Source organism: Mariniphaga sp. (assembly GCF_041687215.1).
In the GTDB taxonomy this organism is placed as follows: Bacteria; Bacteroidota; Bacteroidia; order Bacteroidales; family Prolixibacteraceae; genus Mariniphaga.
In genome coordinates, this window is the sequence record NZ_JAWLCI010000023.1 from 45,932 (window position 1) to 65,153 (window position 19,222).

The following is a 19,222-nucleotide window of genomic DNA, read 5'->3' on the forward strand; positions in this document are numbered from 1 at the left end:
CTTGTTTTTATAGATTTTTGAACCATTCCGCATATTTTTCGCCCAGGAAAGGCAGTACCTTTTCACGGCCGTTTACGGCACTGATGAGGCCCATTATCCACATATAGAGAAAAAAGAATACGGCTACCAGGTTAATAATCCAGCCCAATATGGGAATAACTCCTACCATTCCCACCACAAGTCCGGTGAGCAGAAGGCCCAGCATTTGCCGTATGTGGAACGAGGCCAGGGGATGCTTTTTGCTGCTGTTCATTACAAGCGCCACCACAAAACCAATGAGGGTAATGTATGCAATGATGGCGATGGTTTTTCCTTCGTCAGAGGTTGTTGTTACACTTTTTTCAGTTGTTTCCATTTTGTTGTTTTATTTTATTTTTCTTACATAAAATTCTCCAGCAGAAACAGTCAATGTTTCACCAGTAAGCGGCTCTCGAATAATACCTGAAAACGTTCCTTTAATTTCGTTTTCATTGAGTACTGAAATAGTACCAGAAGAAACCGGACCTTCGAGTGCCGTAGCATAAACGGTAGTAGGGTCAAAGATGTACCCGATGTTTACACCCTTGAAATTGCCACCTTCCACCACCTCCAGGCCTGAATAAGTACCAGCCCCAACTGGCTCAAGGTCGAAAAACTGAATTGTTATGGCTTGTTGGATTTCATTTTCACCTTCGATATATGCCGTATGCTGAACTCCGTTGTTTCCGGCAAGCCCCTGCAGGGTTTTTTGTTCTTTCATTTCAATCCATTGTCCGTCAATTTTGGCTTTCATAAAGTAATTACCGGTTTCTTCTTCCGGGGTTTCATCTTTATTGCACCCGTTAAAAACACTGGCCAGCAGCAGAAATATAAAAAATACAGATGCCGGTTTTACAATTTTTCGTAAAGTGATTTTTAATTCTTTCATATCTAAATAATTTTTTTTAGAATCTTTTATTACCAGAAATAGCTTGCCATCCAGATGATGGGCGGATTTTCAACCGGATTGGTCATTTTCACTTTTTCGGGGAATGAAGCCCTTACATCGGGATTGGTTTTAAATACAGACTGTATCTGGTATTCCACCAGGTTCAGACCTTTTTTCAACCTGATGTCGTAATCCAGATTCACTTCCACATCCTTTTCATTGTAATAGTCGTAATTATTACATTGTTTCTTTAGTTCCACATCTTCGGTTACCAGCAAAACTTTATAAAACGAAGCTTCAACAGCATCGTTGTAGCCGTCGTCTTCCATCCACAACTTTAGTTTTTCATCGGTAACAGGGAAGAGTGAACCCGACCACTGATTGTTGGCCCATAAGGCAATAAATCCGGCATCGCGGGCAATTTTGGGTTCGCCTTCAGGAAAATCGTCGGGGTTGCCACAAACGTACTGGAAACCATACACCAGCCTGTCGATGTAAAACTCCCGTTCTTCGTTGGTAAGAATCCCGGTGGGATCATCAGAAAGATCGATTTCCAGTGTTCCGTCGGCGCTAAGAGTGCCAATTTTTACCAGCTTTTCTAAACCAAACATGGTGAGAACCACATCCATTTCGCCTTTTTCATGATTGACTACTTTACCGCTGAATTTTTGTGCCTGAGCAGTTATGACGAATACAGCCAAAATCGTTAAAAATGAGAATCTTTTCATTCAGGTAATTATTATTATTTACTAAAAAAATTAAATACATCAAGAGTTAAATATCTTAAAACTTATTAAATGTATTGAAGCTTTTATTTTCATACAACCATAAATGAGTGTAATGAAATAATCAGGGTGTGAAAGGTGAATTTGGATGAGTATTGGTTCTTTTCAGCTAATTGAAACAGCAGATTTGCAGAAATTACAGTATGCGTTTCAGTATTTCATCGCGGCTGTTTCGCGAAACCGGCAGAACTTTGCCATTGGACATGACCAGTTCGCCACCATCGTGTTTCAGGTATTTTTTTATGTGATGAAGGTTAACCAGATATGATTTGTGTATGCGGTAAAACTGGCTTACTGGTAAATTTGATTCGAAATATTTAAGGGTTTTGCTGGCTACAATCCGGCGTTCTCCGGTCAGGTTCAGCTCGCAGTAGTTGCTGTCTGATTTGCAGTAGATAATTTCATCCCAGGGAATCAGCTCAATACCGTCGGCATCGGGAACCGGTATTTTCCCTGAAACCGTTTGGTTCGTTTTTTTATTCTGTTTTTCAGCTTTAACTTTTTCAATAATACGTTTCAAATCATCTGATTGAACCGGCTTCAGCAGGTATCCGCTGGCCAGGGTTTCCACAGCTTTAACGGCATACTCAAGATGGGCCGTGGTAAAAACCACCCACGTTGGAAGGTCTTGCATCAGCTCCACCAAATCGAGGCCTGATAAACCCGGCATATCGACATCCAAAAAAAGAAGATCGGGTTTTTCTGTGTGCAGTTTTTTTAATCCTTCCACCGGATTGGTGGCTGTAAATACAATTTCTATATCGTTGGAATGATATTCTTTTAAGTCGAACAAAAGCGTTTCTATTGCATGTTTTTCGTCGTCGATAATGGCTACTTTCAGCTTCATTTGCATTTCAGTTAACTTAAGTTTCGATTTTAAAAATAACTATTAATTTGGTTTTTCATCGGTGTGGACAGGCAACTTAATTTTTACCTCAGTACCTGTTGGATGCCCATCTTTCGTTAAATCCAAAATTTTTATGTTTTCATTTTCGGTTTGTTTTTCGGCAGTTAATTCAATCCGTTTACGGGTAAGTTCCATGGCAACCGATTTATGCTGCGGATTTTGAATAGACCGGATGTTTTTGGAATAACTCCTCCCCACTCCATTATCTCGAATAACAAAACAAAGATTTGAATTGCTTTTGGAAACCTTAACCAAAAGTTCTTTCACGCCGGTTTTGGGCGCCAGGCCATGTACAATGGCATTTTCAACATAGGGTTGCAAGATAAGCGGAGGCACCTGCCAGTTATCTTTGTCCACATCAGAGGCAACTTTCAGCGCGAAACCAAAATCTTCACGAAAACGCATTTGTTCCAGTTCAACATACAGGGCAAGTGCTTCCAGTTCTTCTTTCAGCGAAATGAAATCTTTTGAAGAATAGTGTAAAATGAGTCGGATAAGCCGGGCAAATTTATTCAGGTAATCCGATGCTTTTTTGGTTTCACTGGAAATGATATACGCCCGGATGGAATTGAGTGAATTGAAAATAAAATGCGGATTCATTTGCGCCCGCAATGCAGTCAATCTCAACTTGTTCATTTCATTTTCGATTGATTGCCTGGTTTGTTCTACTATTTTTATCCGGTAACCCATCCCGATGGAAAAAATAAACACTTCAACAGCAGTTCCTATCATTATGTATCTGATGTTCCATAAAACCATGGAAAGCACAGCTCCGGTTAAATAAAAAAAACTCCCGCCCACCAGGAATAAAACAAGTTTATTGCGGTATTTTTTCAGAATATAAACATAGGCTGCCAAACTAAAAACAATCATAAAATAGCGCTGGAAATTCATGATGTGCCTTTCGTAATTATTTAAAGGATTTACAGTTATAACAGTAATCTGAATCAAAACAACTGTTACCAGCAAAATAAGCGCATAATGAATTGCCTTGTTAAGTTTCGGAAAATCGATTTTGGCATTCATAAAAATGCGGGCAAATATCAAATAAGATATATTTATACCAACCTGTATGGTTTCGTAAAACAGATAACCAAAAACCGGAAATGTGCTTTGCAGAAACTGCCAGATATAGTACGTGCGGGTGCCAATAAACAAAATAAGCGAAAACAGATAAAGCGAATACCAGACATAAAGCCTGTCGTTATACATAAAGTAAAACCCGATAAAATAGAAAAACATCAGCAACATTCCCCCAATGAAAAAGAAATAGGGCATTTGCGTGTTGAAAAAAAAGCGGCTGACATAATCAGAAATAAAATCAACGGTTTCGCTGTTGCGATAAGTAGGAACAACCAAACTGTTTTTACGGGTAATTTGCCTGACTTTTACAAAAATAAAACGGTCTTCAATCAGTTCTCCTGGCCTGAACGGAATATAGGTAATATCTTTTACTCCTGCCGACCTGTCCTTATTCATGACTCCTGCTTTACGAAATGCCAGCGTATCGTTTTGCGGGAAATAGAGCGTAATATCATCGTAATAACCAAAACGAACAAACCAAAGATCTGAGACAGCTAAATCTGTATCGCCAAAATCGATTAAGAACCAGTATATTTCATTTCCCGAAGTCAGGTATCTGCGGGGAATTTCAGTAAATGAAGGCCTGAATTCCGGAGCAGAAACCTGATGAATATCTAAGGTATTATTTTTTGTAATGAAAACTTTTGCGGAGGTTACTCCCTCGTGAATCAAAAATCCTGAATCTGGCTTTTGAGCTAAATTGAATGCGGAAACAGTGACCGGCAACCAAACACTGATTATTAAAAGCAACAGGCTTTTTAAAGAATATTTATTTAAAAATGAACCCCGTACGATACTCTGCATGCCCGGAAAATTTACCTTCATTCATTTTAATTGTTTAAGAAAATGAAATCTTAACTGCTGTAAAACCCTGACAAATTAACACTTATTACTTGCATTTGTTGAAAATGTTTCGGATTTAAGTACAATTCAAATACAGTAATTATCTTTAAACCGAAACTTGTCAACTTCAAATTATGAAACGAACATGAATTTTTATTCTTCAAATTCACAAACAAGAAGAATTAAAATTCATCGAGAGTTACATCGAATACAAATGGAATAAACAATTTTAATGAGATGAAACATTTAGCTTTTTACATCCTGATTTTTGCACTTTTCAGCGCTTGTACTCCCGAATCTGAATTTCCGCAGGAAACCATTGCAGTTGCCCTTGAAAACGGCCGGCAGGCCAACGAAGGTTTTGAACGAAGCCTGCGGTTTACACAAGCCTGGCTCACCAAAACCGACAGTGAAACAGGGCTAATTCCTACCAATCTGACCAGTAAAACCGATGTTTGGGAACCGCACAATTCGGCTGCCGACAATTATGCATTTATGGTTTTAACAGCTTATTTGCTCGATAAAAATTTATATGAAGGAGAATTGATTGATATGCTGAAAACCGAAAAAGAACTGACCTCCCGGGTGAATTCACTTCCCGACACCTGGTCATTTTCAAAGCAAGATTTTTTAACAGAAGAACCCCAGCCCGGAAACATCATTTTTGGTACTTCAGAATACATTAAAGACGGGCTGGTGCCGCTGATGGAATACATTGGCCAATCGCCCTGGAACGACCGGATGATGGAAATGCTGGACGATTTGCAGGAATACATGAAAAAAATCGGAAGTCTGGAATCCGTTTACCCGGAACGAATGGCCTCCGTGGAAGAAGTTAACGGCGAAATGCTGCAAACACTTTCGCGGGTGTATTGGATGACCGGTAATCAAAAATACCTCGATTGGGCCGTTGAAATTGGCGATTATTACCTGCTGGGGGACCGCGATTTGAGCCGGATTGAATACCTGCGCATCCGCGACCACGGGTGTGAAATTATTGGCGGATTGAGCGAATTGTATGTAACGCTTCATTTTGTTAATCGGGAGAAAAAAGAACAGTACAAACCTGCATTGTATAAATTGCTGGACCGTGTTCTGGAAGTTGGCCGCAACGAAGACGGCCTGTTTTACAATGCCATCAATGCAAAAACCGGAGAAATTGTGGATGAAAAAATAGTGGACAACTGGGGATACACCTTCAATGCCTACTATTCGGTTTGGTTGGTTGACCAAAAGGAGGAATACCGGCAGGCGGTTTTAAATGGTTTTAAAAAACTGAACGAAAACTACCGCAATTATGCCTGGGAAGGAACCAGTCATGATGGGTATGCCGACGCGCTGGAAAGCGGCATTAACCTTTACAACCGCGAACCGGTGCCTGAACTGAAAAGCTGGATTGACAGCGAAATGAAGGTGATGTTTGAAATGCAGCAGGAAGACGGAATTGTTGGAGGCTGGCACGGCGACGGTAATTTTGCCCGAACAGCCATTATGTATAGCCTCTGGAAAACGCAGGGCGCAACCATTCAGCCCTGGCGCAGCGATGTAATTTTAGGTGCCGAAAAATCCGGTGATGAAACGTATTTCGTTTTAACCACTGAAAACGAATGGGAAGGCAAGCTGATTTTTGACGCGCCCCGCCACAGAACCATTCTCAACCTGCCCATAGATTACCCGCGCATTAACCAGTTTCCGGAATGGTTCACCGTGGAGGAAGGGGAGGAGTATGCGCTTGTTTCCAGCCAAAAACAACTTTCAGGGAAATATACAGGAAAACAATTACTCGAAGGAATTTCTGTAAAACTAAAAGCGGGTGAGGTTTGGGTGGCACGGGTTTCCAGGACGCGCGGTTTGTAACCGCGCATTTAAAGGGAGGTGCAATTTGTAACCGCGCATTTATTAAGATGAAGTGGTTTTCAACCTCCAACCTCCGGCGACGTGCTCTCTCTAACTACACATTTCCAAATTGTCTGTTAACTCTTTATGGTTCTGCAAACAAACCGACAGATCTTTATTGCGCGGTTACAAACCGCGCGTCCCGGCAATTGGCAATTAAAAATCGCCAATCCATTTGTCGGGAAGCCAGCAGCCTGGCCAGTCTTTCCAATCTTTTACCAATCCTGCAGCAACCGGATTATTCAGTGTATATTTAATCGCAGCGTACAAATGTTTTTCGTCGCGAATTGTTGTATCGAAACTCTCTTTTTGCCAAAGCGGGCCAGTGCGGTTTTCCAATTTATTTATCCTGTTTCCCGAAAATCTTTTTACTGAATGCAAAATGTCCTGCAACCAAACCGGGTTGTTATTCTCGTCTTTTTCAAATACACCAAACACCCAATGCACATGGTTCGGCATAATGGCATAAGCACAATTCTCAATTTTTTTGCCATCCCAAAAATGAAGTGCTTCTTTCATTTTTTCCAGATTTTCTTTTTGGATTAAATCAACCGAAGGTTTTTTTTGGACATGCAAAAGGTCGTCATAAGCCTTCATGTATTTTTTCCGAAGGGAATAATATTGCTCCTTCAGTTTTGAAAGTTCAGGTGGTTCGGACGGTCTATCCCGAAGGCTGTCCGGGACTGAATCTCTTTTTTTATTTATTGGTGGATGGATATCGTTGTGAGAATTCGTTGCACCTGTTACTTCATAACTTTTAATTTGCAATCTCAGTTTTTCAAGTTTTTCACTGTAGTCTTTCAATGCTTTCTTCGGAACTGTATCCTTTAAACTCCAGGTAACAAAATAAGCTTGCCCGGGTTGCTGAAAATGAGGCAAAGCCCGTCTGTAAAACTCTTTTTTCATGGGTGCCTAAGTTTAGTTTGCAAGATAATAATTTTATGGCAGCGTTTTGGGACGCGCGGTTTTCAACCGCGCATTTTTGGGGAGATAGGGTTTGTTCAAAGGACCACTTTGCAGGAACCGTGAACTCATCAGGACGCGTGGTTTTCAACCGCGCATACAACAAACAAGATGAGTTCAACTGTCAGGAATTAAGATACCCAAAATTAATGCGCGGTTACAAACCGCGCGTCCTGGAACGTTGGATTCAAACCGACGAACCCGGGGTTGGAAATAAGAAAATGATTTTGGCTGGAAACCTAATGCGCGGTTACAAACCGCGCGTCCCGGTTCCGGTAACCAAAAGTAAATTTGAGCGGGAAATGATTTTCCCACGCTTGCTGATTCCTTCCACAACCACAACGTACCGGGCAAGTTTATCGGAAGTGAAAAATTCAATTTTTGCCTCCCTTTCATCGAACGCAACATCAGGGTTCCAGTATAAAGTAGGCCTGAAATCGGGTTTTGGGTCGTTTATGTTATTCAGGGAATACTGGGGTGAATAAAACTTGCGGGGCTGCTGAAATCCTTTAACACGCGGGGTAATCCGACCCGGAACAAAACGCTCATATTCAGCATATAAATCAGGCCGCCCCATTTTTGTGAGCACAGAAATTACACCATTTCCACCCTGCGATCCGTAAACAGCCAGCAACGCCGAATTCTTCAAAATTTCAATTTTATCTACATCGCCCAGCGGAATATATTTGATGTTTTCCCATGTAACTTCCAGCCCGTCAACCAGCAGCAGCGGATTGCCGTATCCTGCCCTGATGCGTATTTCATCGCCGGTAACCACCACTCCCGGCGCTTTTGTTTGCAGGTAATCGGTAATATCGGCGTAATTCCAGTCATCGGCTGTAATGGTAAACGAATGATCAGGTTCTCCGTAAAGCCGGAAATGATCCATGTTTTGAGGCCCCTGTTTTCCTTCAATTTCCACCTCATCGAGCAAAATGCTTCCCATATCTTTTATGTACTCTTGTTCAGCAATTTGCCGGTAATAAATATCGCGGTAAAACCTCAACGGAATCTGAATATCGGGACAAGCAGATTTTATTTGTTCTGAATGAATCACTGAATCAAATTCCAGAGGCTGCTCCAACTTAATTTCTGTTCGTTTGCTCCTGTTTTTGGTTTCTGCATTAATCATAATTAGGGCGGAATCTTTCAAATACAATTTATCGAAACTGAAATTTCCCTGTTCATTTGTTGTGGTTTCCTCAAAAAGAAAATTGCGTGAAAAAGGTCCCATTGCCACTTTCCCAAAATCCACCGGTTTACCGCCCCACAACCGGGTAACATTTCCTTCGAGGGTTAATCCGTAGTCTGCCCAGCCAGGTAATTCCACACCGGCATATTGTTCCAGTTCGTTCCAGTAATAACTTCGCCAGCCGTTTACCATCATCACCAGGTCGAGCTTGTCGTCGCCTGAAATTTCAGGTTCATCCACAAAAAATGAGGCCGGCGATTCAATGGAACCTTTCAGCTCCGAGTCGAGCAGCAGGTAACTTTCAATGGTTTGGTTGTTCCCGGTGGCGCTGAAATAATCTTCGTTAACCACCGAAACAGATAGCGTGGAGAGAATGGTGTCGTTTTCGGGCAACAACGCGAGCAAATTCATTTCCACCTTCTCGCGGTTCTTATATTCTTTTTTGTCAGGAATAATCGCCACCCTTTTTTCATAGGCATTCCTTATAAAAACCAACCTCTCTGCTATTTTCTCTGCATTTTGATTGTACAATGTAATTTGGGAAATTCCCTGTGGAAACAATCCTTTGTAAAGGCGCATAGCCTGTTGAAATTCATTCATGATAACCTGCGAACTGAAAAGTTCAGTTCCCTTGTGCGATGCCACCAGCAAAAATTCCTGCGGGTGGTAAATTTTCAAATTCCGGGTGAGTGCAAAAACAAGATAGGCTCCATCAGACTTGTAATTCAGAGCAATGCCATCGGGTCTGGCTGGTTCAAAAGTATGATAAAAATCGGGGAAACCATCCAAAAGTGCAAAATAGCTCTTTCCTTCCTGAGGCATCATTATAAATTTTCCCATTCCCTTGTATTTGGTTTGAAATGAAACCACTTCATTTCCGGTTTCATCCACCACCCTGCCATTTACATCAATTCCCTTTCCGGTTTCATCAATGGCTTTAAACGCAATGTGATTAATGGCATTCAATACAAAACTGCCACCCTCCGGCAAAAAGGCCACATCAATTTCGGAAGGTTTTTTTTCAGTCATATTTTCTTCCAGTTCGAGTGAACTTTTAGGTCCGACAACCACTATCTTTTTATGAAAATAACTCTCTTCGCCAAAATTCTGCAGGTATTTTGTGTAGGCCCGAATGGCGTAAGTTCCGTCGGGCAATGATTCCGGAAGTAAAAAATCACCATTTGAAATTCCGTTATTCGATAAAAGTAGTTTTTGATCTGCAACAACACCATCTTCAGTAACGAGTTGAACATAGATATTTTTATATCCGGGAATAAGCTGGTGGCTGATTCCGCTTACCAGGTAAGATTTGAACCACACATCGTCACCCGGAGAATACAACTCTCTGTCGGTGTGGAGGTAAACTTTTTCATACAAAATGGATTTATTATTATCTGTTGCCTGATTATCTTTTTCCGATTGAAATAATCCGGGAGCAGCCATAAAAAAGGAAAAAACGAGAAGTAAAGATTTTAGCATGGCTTCAGAAATTTCGTAAATTCGTTCCAATTTAGTACAAAAAACAACAACCGATGAAACAATTCGTTCAAATTCTGCCTTTTCTGTTTCTTATAACTTTTTATTCCTGCACTCAAAAGCAATATGCCGAAATTGACCTTTCGGGGGAATGGCAATTCCAGATGGATCCTGATAACCGCGGTATTGCTGAAAAGTGGTACGAAAAAAACCTGCCCGAAACCGTTCAACTTCCCGGCTCAATGGTGGAGAACGGAAAAGGATACGACATTACGCTGGAAACCCAGTGGACGGGTGGCATCCAAAATCCGGAGTGGTACAACGATCCCAACTATGCCCCTTACCACAACCCTGAAAACATTCGGTTTCCTTTCTGGCTTCAACCCGAAAAAAAATATACCGGCGCCGCCTGGTACCGTAAAACCATTGATTTGCCTAATGACTGGAATGAAAAACCAGTATTTCTGAACCTGGAACGCGTGCACTGGGAGTCAACAATTTGGATAAACAATAAGTACCTGGAAATGCAAAACAGTCTGGCCACACCACATGTTTACAATATTTCGGGCATGTTAAATCCGGGTAAAAATACCATTACAATCTGTGTTGACAATCGTACCAAAGAGATTGATGTTGGACACAACTCGCACAGCATTTCAGACCATACCCAATCGAATTGGAACGGAATAACAGGCGACATTTTCCTGCAGACAAAAGGGGAAGTTTTTTTTGAAAACCTGGCAGTTTTCCCCAATGTTGAAAATAAATCGGTAGCCATTCGTGCCACAGTTTTAAATACGGTTTTCAAACAGCAAACAATTGAAATTCCGGTATCAGTTATCTTGAAAAACTCAACAAAAAAGGCAAATAAAGAAACCTTCGAATTCAAACTTTTACCTGGCGAAAACATTGTTCGTATGAACTTTTCTTTGGGTGAAGAGACACTCTTGTGGGACGAATTCAACCCGAATGTGTATGAACTGACAGCAGAAATAATAACGAAAAATATTCACGACCGGCAAACTATCGATTTTGGATTCCGCGATTTTAAAGTGGATGGAACGCGTTTTTCCATAAACGGAAGGCCGGTTTTTCTGCGCGGGACACTGGAATGTGCCATTTTCCCGAAAACCGGTTACCCGCCAACCGATGTGGAAAGCTGGAAAAAAGTGTATGCTGCTGTTAAAAATCACGGGTTGAATCATGTCAGATTCCACTCCTGGTGCCCACCCAAAGCGGCTTTTGTGGCTGCCGACGAAATGGGCGTTTACCTGCAGGTGGAATGTTCGTCGTGGGCCAACCAAAGCACCCAACTGGGCAGCGGCCTGCCCATCGACCAGTACATTTGGGATGAAAGCAAACGCATTGTAAAAGCTTACGGAAACCACCCGTCGTTTGTGATGCTGGCCTACGGAAACGAACCGGGCGGTCCTGGTTACCGGGAGTTCCTCACAGAATTTGTAACCTATTGGAAAGAAAATGACAACCGCCGCGTTTATACCGGAGCGGCCGGCTGGCCCGAGTTGCCAGTGAATGATTTTCACAACATTCCGCAACCACGAATCCAGGGGTGGGGTGAAGAACTCAACAGCATTATTAATGCCGAACCACCCAAAACCAGTTTCGATTGGTCGGATAAAGTACCAAACGACGGAATTCCGGTGGTGAGCCACGAAATAGGGCAGTGGTGCGTTTATCCCAACTTCAAAGAAATTGAAAAATACGACGGCGTGCTGAAAGCCAAAAACTTTGAACTTTTCCGTGAAAGCCTGAATGCAAACAACATGGGGCACCTGGCCGACAGCTTTTTGCTGGCCTCCGGAAAACTGCAGGCATTGTGCTACAAAGCCGACATTGAAGCAGCTCTGCGTACACCCGGTTTTGCCGGTTTTCAACTGCTCGATTTGCATGATTTCCCCGGACAGGGAACGGCACTGGTGGGCGTTCTCGACCCGTTCTGGGAAGAAAAAGGGTACATTTCACCCGAAGAATACCGGCGATTTTGCAACACCACTGTTCCACTTGCCCGCCTTGAAAAGCACATTTTTACTGAAGGCGAAACTATGACTACAAATATTGAGGTGGCTCATTTTGGCGAAAAACCGTTCGGTGTTAGTACAATACCTTGGAAAATTACTGAAAATAAAAATACTGTTGCAAATGGAAATTTTGTATGGAATAAAATTCCCATTGGAAACGGTTTCAAACTGGGCGAAATTAAACATCAGTTTAGAAAAGAAAACCGCCCCCGAAAAATGACTTTTGAAGTTACTGTTGGCGAATTCTCAAATTCGTGGGACATTTGGGTTTATCCTGAAAACAGTTCAATGGAAACAGGCGAAGTTAAAGTGGTTGAATCGCTGGATGCCGCCACAGTCGGTTTTCTTCAAAATGGCGGAAAAGTACTGTTAAGCCTGGGAAAAGGAAAAGTAGCACCAGAAATGGGTGGAAATGTGGGCGTTGGATTTTCGAGTATTTTCTGGAACACAGCCTGGACCGACAATCAAAAACCGCACACGCTGGGTATTCTGTGTAATCCCAATCATCCTGCACTGGCTGAATTTCCAACGGAATACCACAGCAACTGGCAGTGGTGGGATGCCATGAGTCACGCAGATGCCATTCAGCTCGATTCGTTTCCCACGGAGCTAAAACCCATTGTGCGCATTATCGACGATTGGGTGACCAACCGCCGGCTGGCGCTGCTTTTTGAAGCCAAAGTGGGAGAGGGGAGCATTTTGGTTAGCGGGGCAGATTTGGTAAAAAACCTGGAAAACAGGACAGAAGCAAGGCAGTTAAAACAAAGTCTGTTAAATTATATGAACAGCAAAAATTTTAACCCAAAAGTGAGTTTGGAAATCACAGAAATACAAAAAATAGTAAAAAGATAAAATTATGGAAATTTGGAGTTAATTCCGGATTTGTATAAAAACTGAAAACCATGAAAAACCTTATTCTTATTTTTTCACTCATCGCGGGTCTTTCAGCATGCAGTAGCCAAACGGTTCCATCTGACTCGAAAGCCACACCCGAAACCGTAAATCTGTACCGAAACTTGTTGAAACTGCAGGAACAAGGAATGATGTTCGGCCATCAGGACGACCTGGCTTACGGCATTGGCTGGGTTTACGAAGAAAGCCGCTCAGACATAAAAGACGTGGTGGGTGACTATCCGGCCGTTTACGGCTGGGAATTGGGCCACCTGGAATTAGGGCATGATTACAGCCTCGATTCGGTGCATTTCGACCGTATTCAGGGCTGGATAGAAACCGTTTACGAAAGGGGAGGGGTGAACACCATTAGCTGGCATCTGCGCAATCCATTGACCGGTGGAAGTTCGTGGGACACGTCCTCGAAAGAAGTGGTAAAATCTATTCTTCCGGAAGGCGAAAAACACGAACTCTACAAAACCTACCTTGATAAAATGGCCGAATTTCTTAACGGACTGAAAACCGATGACGGGACGTTTATTCCCGTTATTTTCCGTCCGTTTCATGAACATACCGGAAGCTGGTTCTGGTGGGGAAAGGACCTGTGTACGGTAGAGGAATACACTGCACTTTGGCGGTTTACCGTGGATTATTTTCAGAATGAAAAGGGCATTCACCACGTGCTTTATGCATACAGTACCGACCGGTTTACCTCCACAAAAGAATACCTGGAACGCTACCCCGGCGATGATATTGTGGATTTGTTAGGTTTCGATTTATACGACCGGGGACTGGATTATTTGTCAACAATGAAAAAATGTGCTGAAATACTGACAACGCTTGCCAACGAAAAGGGAAAAATTGCTGCGATAACAGAAGCCGGAGGGCCAATAGCTCAAAACCATGAATGGTGGACCGGCGTGTTGGAAACCCTTCGACCATTTGGCATGTCGTATTTTCTTGTTTGGCGAAACCCGCACCAGCCTGCAGGCCACGGGGCGTTTGCACCTTACAAAGGTAGTCTTGATTCCGAAAATTTTACTGAATTTTATAACGACCCGAAAACCCTCTTCCAGAAAGAGATTACACGGATAAATATTTATAAATAAGACTTGCCACGAATGGCACAAATGAACACGAATAATTCGTGAAAATTCGTGTAATCCGTGGCTAATGCAATTAAAATCAAACCTTTCACATTATGGGAAATTTAATTCTAAAAGATGAAAGCTATCAGATAATTGGGAAATGCTTTGAAGTGCACAACCAATTAGGCCCCGGATTTCTTGAAGTAGTTTATAAAGATGCCCTCGAATTGGAGTTTCAGCAAGCAGGAATACCTTATCAAAGGGAAAAAGAATATACAATAGTATACAAGGGAACTCTCCTTCGACGAAAATATTACGCTGATTTTGTTGTTTTTGACTCTGTTATTATAGAAGTTAAAGCCGTTTCAGGATTTACGGATGACTTTGTTGCCCGTTGCATCAATTACCTGAGGGTCTCCGGGAACAAGTTGGCATTGCTGGTAAATTTTGGAGAACCCAAATTAAATTATCAGCGGATTGTGTATTAGGGATTTGCCACGAATTACACGGATGAACACAAATTATTCGTGCAAATTTGTGTTCATCCGTGGCTAAAATATTTACCCTAGAAATTTTTTTCTCAATGCCTCCACCTGTTTGTCGTTTATGGGAATGAGGCTGCCCAGGGAAGTGCCCATGGTAAGCGATTTGGCGCTGAATTCAGCCACTTCGAGGCGGTCAAATGTACCCAGTAATTTATCGCCGGTTACCAGCACCGAATCGTTATTGATAATCACTGCCGGAGTGTCTTTTGACAGCAGGTTCAGAATGGTTTCCTCGCCTGCAAAATGGGAACCAAAAGGCACATTGGGAACATCCTGCAAAAATATCCAGCTTTCGGGAATGGTGCGCACATCCAACTTTTCGTGGGTAACACTGTAAGCCATCAGATACGGTGTTTGTGTAAGAATGATGGAGTTGATTTCCGAGTTGCGTTTGTAAATCTCCTGGTGGAGCCAGGTTGCCCGGCTGGGCAGCTTCCCGGGTTCACGTTTGCCGTCTTTAATCTGCACAATATCTTCATTCTGAATATTCCAGCGGGCGACATCGGTGGGCGTAATCAGGAAATCGTTTCCCCGCCAGCGCACTGAAACCGTTCCGTAAGAGCTAATCATTAATCCCTGGTTACAGGCCCGGTGAACAATGCGTTTAATTTCTTCACGAATGGCCCTTTCATCAGACGGATGTTCTACTGTTTCCATTTCAAGCAGCAATCGTGGAATTTGATTTTCAAACTCCTCAATCTGCTCATCAGTAAGGTAATGCGGTGTGCCAATCATATTTCCGTAAATGATGGTTCGGCCGCAAAACTCCAGCGTTTCGAAACGCTGAAATGCATCGCGCAAATTGCTGCCACCCACCACAGTGCCATGATTTTCCATAATCACCGCATTAAACCCCTTTTCAAACTCGCGGGCAATTACCTCGCCCAGTTCGTCGCTTCCCGGCAATTCATAGGGCGCATAACCAATGTCGCCACACACATATTTGGCCTGTGGAATAATGTTGGTATCGGGAATTTGTCGCACGATGCTGAACGACACCAATGCCGGCGGATGAGCATGCACAATGGCTTTTATGTCGGGCCGGCTTTGGTAAATGGCCCGGTGAAACGGATACTCCGACGAAGGTTTGTGCCGCCCTTCAATGGTGCCGTCTTTCCGTACCACCACAATATCCGAAGGTCGGAGTGAGCCTTTGTCGATGGCCGAAGGGGTCACCCAAATATCGCCACTTTCGTCAATTATGGAAACATTTCCGCCTGAAGTAGTGGTTAGTCCGCTGCTGTAAATTTTGTCGATAATCATGGTAATCTGGTCGCGGGGGTGCATTAGGCCGGTATCGAGTTTTTTCATGTTTTGCGATTTTTCAGTTTTAAAAGGTTGAAATTACGAAAGAATTGGCAATGATGTTTTGGTTATGGATGAATTTAACGGTGAAGAGAGGTTGGGGTAAAATAGAATTCAAGTGAAAAAAGGCAGGAGATTAGCTTATTCGAAACCTGAAGGTTTTTTTCGCAAAGTTGAAAAAAATACAATGGAAACAGTACACTTAAAAATTTTAACCAATGCAAAAAGAGAAAAACATCTTTTGAGATTACCGTGTGAAAGGGACAAAACCGGTGGGGATACTGAATTTGAACATTTGCCGAATGAAGAAAAAATAAAAGCCATTAGTGAAGCTGAAAAAGGTAAAATTACCGAAGCTAACAGTATTGATGGACTGTTTGTTTCAATTTAATTTATATTTTATTCTCTATCAATCGGAATTTTGTATTTCTGCTCCTTATTCAATAATTAATTCAGCAATTACCGGCCAGTGGTCGGAAATAAAAATGCTATCTTCCACAATCCTGTCAACACGGTAAGAATTCACTTTAAAAAAATCATTCACAAAAATATAGTCAATGGCATCGCCTGATTTTCCAACCGTCCAGTCCGGTCTGAATCCGGTACTTGTTGAGCCGGCAGTTGAAACAGGTGTTTCGGCGATGAGTTCTGCACTGTTTAAATCATTTTCCGATTTGAGTGTTTCAATTAAATTATCATAAACAGTGCTGCCAAGAGTTTCATTGTTTTTTCTGATGTTAAAATCACCGGTGACTATTACCGGAGAATTTCCGGCAATCGAAGTAATTTTCTCTGCTAATAAATGCGGACTCATTTCACGTGCTTTTACACCCCGGTGGTCGAAATGGGTATTGAAAAAGTAGAATGTTTTCCCCGAAGATTTGACTTCAAATTTTGCCCAGGTAACAATCCGTGTTATTGCTGCATCCCAGCCAATGCTTCCCGGTATTTCAGGTGTTTCAGACAACCAGAATTGTGAATTATCCAGGAGAAGAAACTCGTCTTTTTTGTAGAATACGGGTGTGTATTCTCCACCTTGTTTTCCGTCGTCTCTTCCGGTTCCTACGTAATCATATTCTGGTAAAATTTCTTGAAGATTCAGAATCTGATTGTGTTTCACTTCCTGCATTCCAATAATATCGGGGACTTCTTCCCTGAAATAAGATTCGATGACTGGAATACGGTTTTCCCATCTGTTTTCGCCATCATTAGGATTGTCATAACGGACATTAAAGGTAACTACATGCAAATTTTCTTTTAATTCGTCTTTGTTGCTGCATCCATTTGGCAGAAACAAAAAGATAAAAGCAGCGGCTATAAAATTCATCATTTTCCTATCGTTTTTAAAATTTTAAAAGGGGAACAGGAATAATTCCCGTTCCCTGTGTAAAAGTATTCATTTTCCTGTTTAACCGCTTAATCCCAGCCCGGGTTTTGACCTAAATTTGGGTTCATCAAATAATCCTGTTCCGGGATTGGATAAAAATACCGTTTTTCATCCCAGATTCTTGGAATATTATCGAGCCATGTCAATTCACCGTTTGTTCCATTGGTTAAACGTTGAGGATTTGGTTCGTTATTTATAGTTGCCCCAACTGCAACGAACTCATAAGAAACATCAGGTAACGGACTAAGTACTTCTTCAACAAATATTACATCATCAATACCGTCTTCGTTTAAATCCATGGGAACATCCAGTTCTGGCACATAAAATCCCCGCCAGTTCATTTTCATTAAATCACCTTTTTTCCAGCGCTTCAAATCATCAAATCTGAAACCTTCCATAACAAGCTCGATACCTCTTTCTCTTCTTATTTCTAATAGAACCGGATTATTTATTTCAGGGAAATAGGTGGATTGCAAATATTCATCAATTTCGATTGGTAACTGATTAAGACCACCTGTAATACCTGCTCGTGCCCTCAATGCCCCAATAGTGATTGCCCAGTCAGAGTCTGTTAAAGTACCTAATTCAGCTTTTGCTTCTGCATAATTTAGCAATACCTCGGCATACCTAATAAAAGATACTGAATTATCGTTATAGTCTCTTAGATCATAATATGTATCGTCCAGCACCCATTTAATTGGCATATAACCAGTAAGTACATAGCCGAAATCGGGAGGGGCGGGGATAAGCTGACCTCCGCTAACTCTTTTATAATCCCCAAGCCGGATAGTTTGTTTTAGCCTCAAATCCCTGTTTTTAACTTCTTCCGGGAAAATCATTGTTTCATAATCAGTGTTGGAAGTGAATGGTGTTCCGTCCAACGTAAGATATGAATTTACAAATTGCCTTGTTAAACTTGATTTTACTCCGTAAGTAGGACTGGTGTATTTCCAGTTAGCACCATGCAATATACCTAACTCCTGATCCATTATAACTGCCAGCATTACTTCTGTATTCACAGGATCAGTGCTTATAAACAAATTACGATAAGCCAAATCAGTTCCTCCGGCATAATTTAAAGCATAACCAGAATTATCCATCACTTGTTTTGCAGCAGATGAAGCTTGTTCAAGCCATAAGTTGGCAGTTGATTGCAATCCAAAATTGGTATGATACTTTCTGAACGTTCCTTCAAACAAGCAAATTCTGGATTTAAGAGCATAAGCAACCCATTTGGTTACAGTGCTGCTTGTTGCATCACTTTCTGTAGTTATATTTTCACATGCGTAATTTATATCGGCTAAAATCGAATCCATTACCAATGTTCTGGAGTCTCTTCCGGCATAAAGAAGTTCTTCGTCAGTAATATCAGGCACTTTTCCCACCCAGGGAACGTCTCCGAAGCGTTTAACTTTATCAAAATAAAAATATGCCCTGAAAAATCTTGCCAATCCGTTGTAATGATTTCGAATAGCCAGATCAATCTCTTCTGAATTATTGTTTTCAAGGAAAAAGTTAATGTTTCTTAGATTTGACCAACTCCACCCTGAACTTTGATTAGATCCATAACCTCCCGTTAAAAATTGCGCCATTGAATTACGGGCAATATAATCAGACATATCATCTCCCAGGTAAATATCCTGAGCTGATGGTAAATTATTATAAAATGAATAGGTGTACAATTCAAGTCCTGCTTCAGTATTGAAAACAGATTCTTTGGATACTTCAGATTTTGGAAGTTCCTGCATTTCGCACGATGCAAAAATTAGTGCAAAGAGCGCTAAATATATTTTGAAGTATTTCATAATATTATTATTTATGGGTGCAGTTCTCATATTACGCAGTTAATTTTGTATAATACCTTTCAGAAAATTCATTCCAAAATCCTTTCCACCTGTTGGATTTTACGACTGTT

General features: G+C 41.6%; 15 protein-coding genes. 5 read left to right on the plus strand and 10 right to left on the minus strand.

Translation table 11 applies throughout. From position 1 onward, the window contains the following. Positions 1-7 precede the first annotated feature (7 nt). From ACESMA_RS10125 to ACESMA_RS10145, 5 genes are all read right to left on the minus strand, one after another. A complete protein-coding gene (locus ACESMA_RS10125) occupies positions 8-355 on the minus strand; it encodes a DUF4870 domain-containing protein (RefSeq protein WP_372948689.1) in 348 nt (115 codons plus the stop codon). A 9-nt stretch (positions 356-364) separates the two neighbouring features. Continuing rightward, a complete protein-coding gene (locus ACESMA_RS10130; RefSeq protein WP_372948690.1) occupies positions 365-907 on the minus strand; it encodes a hypothetical protein in 543 nt (180 codons plus the stop codon). A 29-nt stretch (positions 908-936) separates the two neighbouring features. Then, positions 937-1,635, minus strand: a complete 699-nt coding sequence (locus tag ACESMA_RS10135) for a hypothetical protein (protein ID WP_372948691.1) — start codon at positions 1,633-1,635, stop codon at positions 937-939. A gap of 193 nt (positions 1,636-1,828) precedes the next feature. Next, the gene (locus ACESMA_RS10140; RefSeq protein WP_372948692.1) at positions 1,829-2,539 is read right to left on the minus strand and encodes a LytR/AlgR family response regulator transcription factor; all 711 of its coding nucleotides are present in this window, start codon (positions 2,537-2,539) and stop codon (positions 1,829-1,831) included. A 42-nt stretch (positions 2,540-2,581) separates the two neighbouring features. Continuing rightward, positions 2,582-4,507, minus strand: coding sequence for a histidine kinase (locus ACESMA_RS10145; RefSeq protein ID WP_372948693.1), 1,926 nt, complete (start codon positions 4,505-4,507; stop codon positions 2,582-2,584). Positions 4,508-4,762: 255 nt separating this feature from the next. Here ACESMA_RS10145 and ACESMA_RS10150 point away from each other — a divergent pair, with 255 nt between their 5' ends. Then, positions 4,763-6,382: a hypothetical protein gene (locus ACESMA_RS10150; protein WP_372948694.1), complete on the plus strand. Its 1,620-nt coding sequence runs from the start codon at positions 4,763-4,765 to the stop codon at positions 6,380-6,382. A 195-nt stretch (positions 6,383-6,577) separates the two neighbouring features. Here the strand turns inward: ACESMA_RS10150 and ACESMA_RS10155 are convergent, their stop codons facing one another. Continuing rightward, positions 6,578-7,327 carry a transposase gene (locus tag ACESMA_RS10155; RefSeq protein WP_372948695.1) on the minus strand — a complete coding sequence of 250 codons (750 nt, stop codon included), beginning with the start codon at positions 7,325-7,327 and terminating at the stop codon, positions 6,578-6,580. A 307-nt stretch (positions 7,328-7,634) separates the two neighbouring features. Continuing rightward, positions 7,635-10,085, minus strand: coding sequence for an MG2 domain-containing protein (locus tag ACESMA_RS10160; RefSeq protein WP_372948696.1), 2,451 nt, complete (start codon positions 10,083-10,085; stop codon positions 7,635-7,637). Positions 10,086-10,108: 23 nt separating this feature from the next. On the opposite strand from ACESMA_RS10160, the gene ACESMA_RS10165 reads away from it, so the two are divergent. The 3 genes from ACESMA_RS10165 to ACESMA_RS10175 all read left to right on the plus strand — a co-directional run bounded on the left by ACESMA_RS10165 (position 10,109) and on the right by ACESMA_RS10175 (position 14,558). Continuing rightward, positions 10,109-12,943, plus strand: coding sequence for a sugar-binding domain-containing protein (locus ACESMA_RS10165; protein WP_372948697.1), 2,835 nt, complete (start codon positions 10,109-10,111; stop codon positions 12,941-12,943). 50 nt (positions 12,944-12,993) lie between these two features. Next, positions 12,994-14,091: a glycoside hydrolase family 26 protein gene (locus ACESMA_RS10170; protein WP_372948698.1), complete on the plus strand. Its 1,098-nt coding sequence runs from the start codon at positions 12,994-12,996 to the stop codon at positions 14,089-14,091. 92 nt (positions 14,092-14,183) lie between these two features. Beyond that, on the plus strand, positions 14,184-14,558 hold the full coding sequence (locus ACESMA_RS10175) for a GxxExxY protein (RefSeq protein WP_372948699.1): 375 nt from the start codon (positions 14,184-14,186) through the stop codon (positions 14,556-14,558). A 72-nt stretch (positions 14,559-14,630) separates the two neighbouring features. On the opposite strand, the gene ACESMA_RS10180 is transcribed toward ACESMA_RS10175, so the two are convergent. Beyond that, entirely contained in the window at positions 14,631-15,926 is a 1,296-nt protein-coding gene (locus tag ACESMA_RS10180; RefSeq protein ID WP_372948700.1) for a class II aldolase/adducin family protein, read from the minus strand. 112 nt (positions 15,927-16,038) lie between these two features. Between ACESMA_RS10180 and ACESMA_RS10185 the strand changes: the two genes are divergently transcribed. Further along, the gene (locus tag ACESMA_RS10185; protein WP_372948701.1) at positions 16,039-16,311 is read left to right on the plus strand and encodes a hypothetical protein; all 273 of its coding nucleotides are present in this window, start codon (positions 16,039-16,041) and stop codon (positions 16,309-16,311) included. A gap of 45 nt (positions 16,312-16,356) precedes the next feature. Here the strand turns inward: ACESMA_RS10185 and ACESMA_RS10190 are convergent, their stop codons facing one another. Both ACESMA_RS10190 and ACESMA_RS10195 read right to left on the minus strand, forming a co-directional pair. Further along, positions 16,357-17,250, minus strand: a complete 894-nt coding sequence (locus ACESMA_RS10190; protein WP_372948702.1) for an endonuclease/exonuclease/phosphatase family protein — start codon at positions 17,248-17,250, stop codon at positions 16,357-16,359. Positions 17,251-17,336: 86 nt separating this feature from the next. Further along, a complete protein-coding gene (locus tag ACESMA_RS10195) occupies positions 17,337-19,112 on the minus strand; it encodes a RagB/SusD family nutrient uptake outer membrane protein (RefSeq protein ID WP_372948703.1) in 1,776 nt (591 codons plus the stop codon). Positions 19,113-19,222 lie beyond the last annotated feature (110 nt).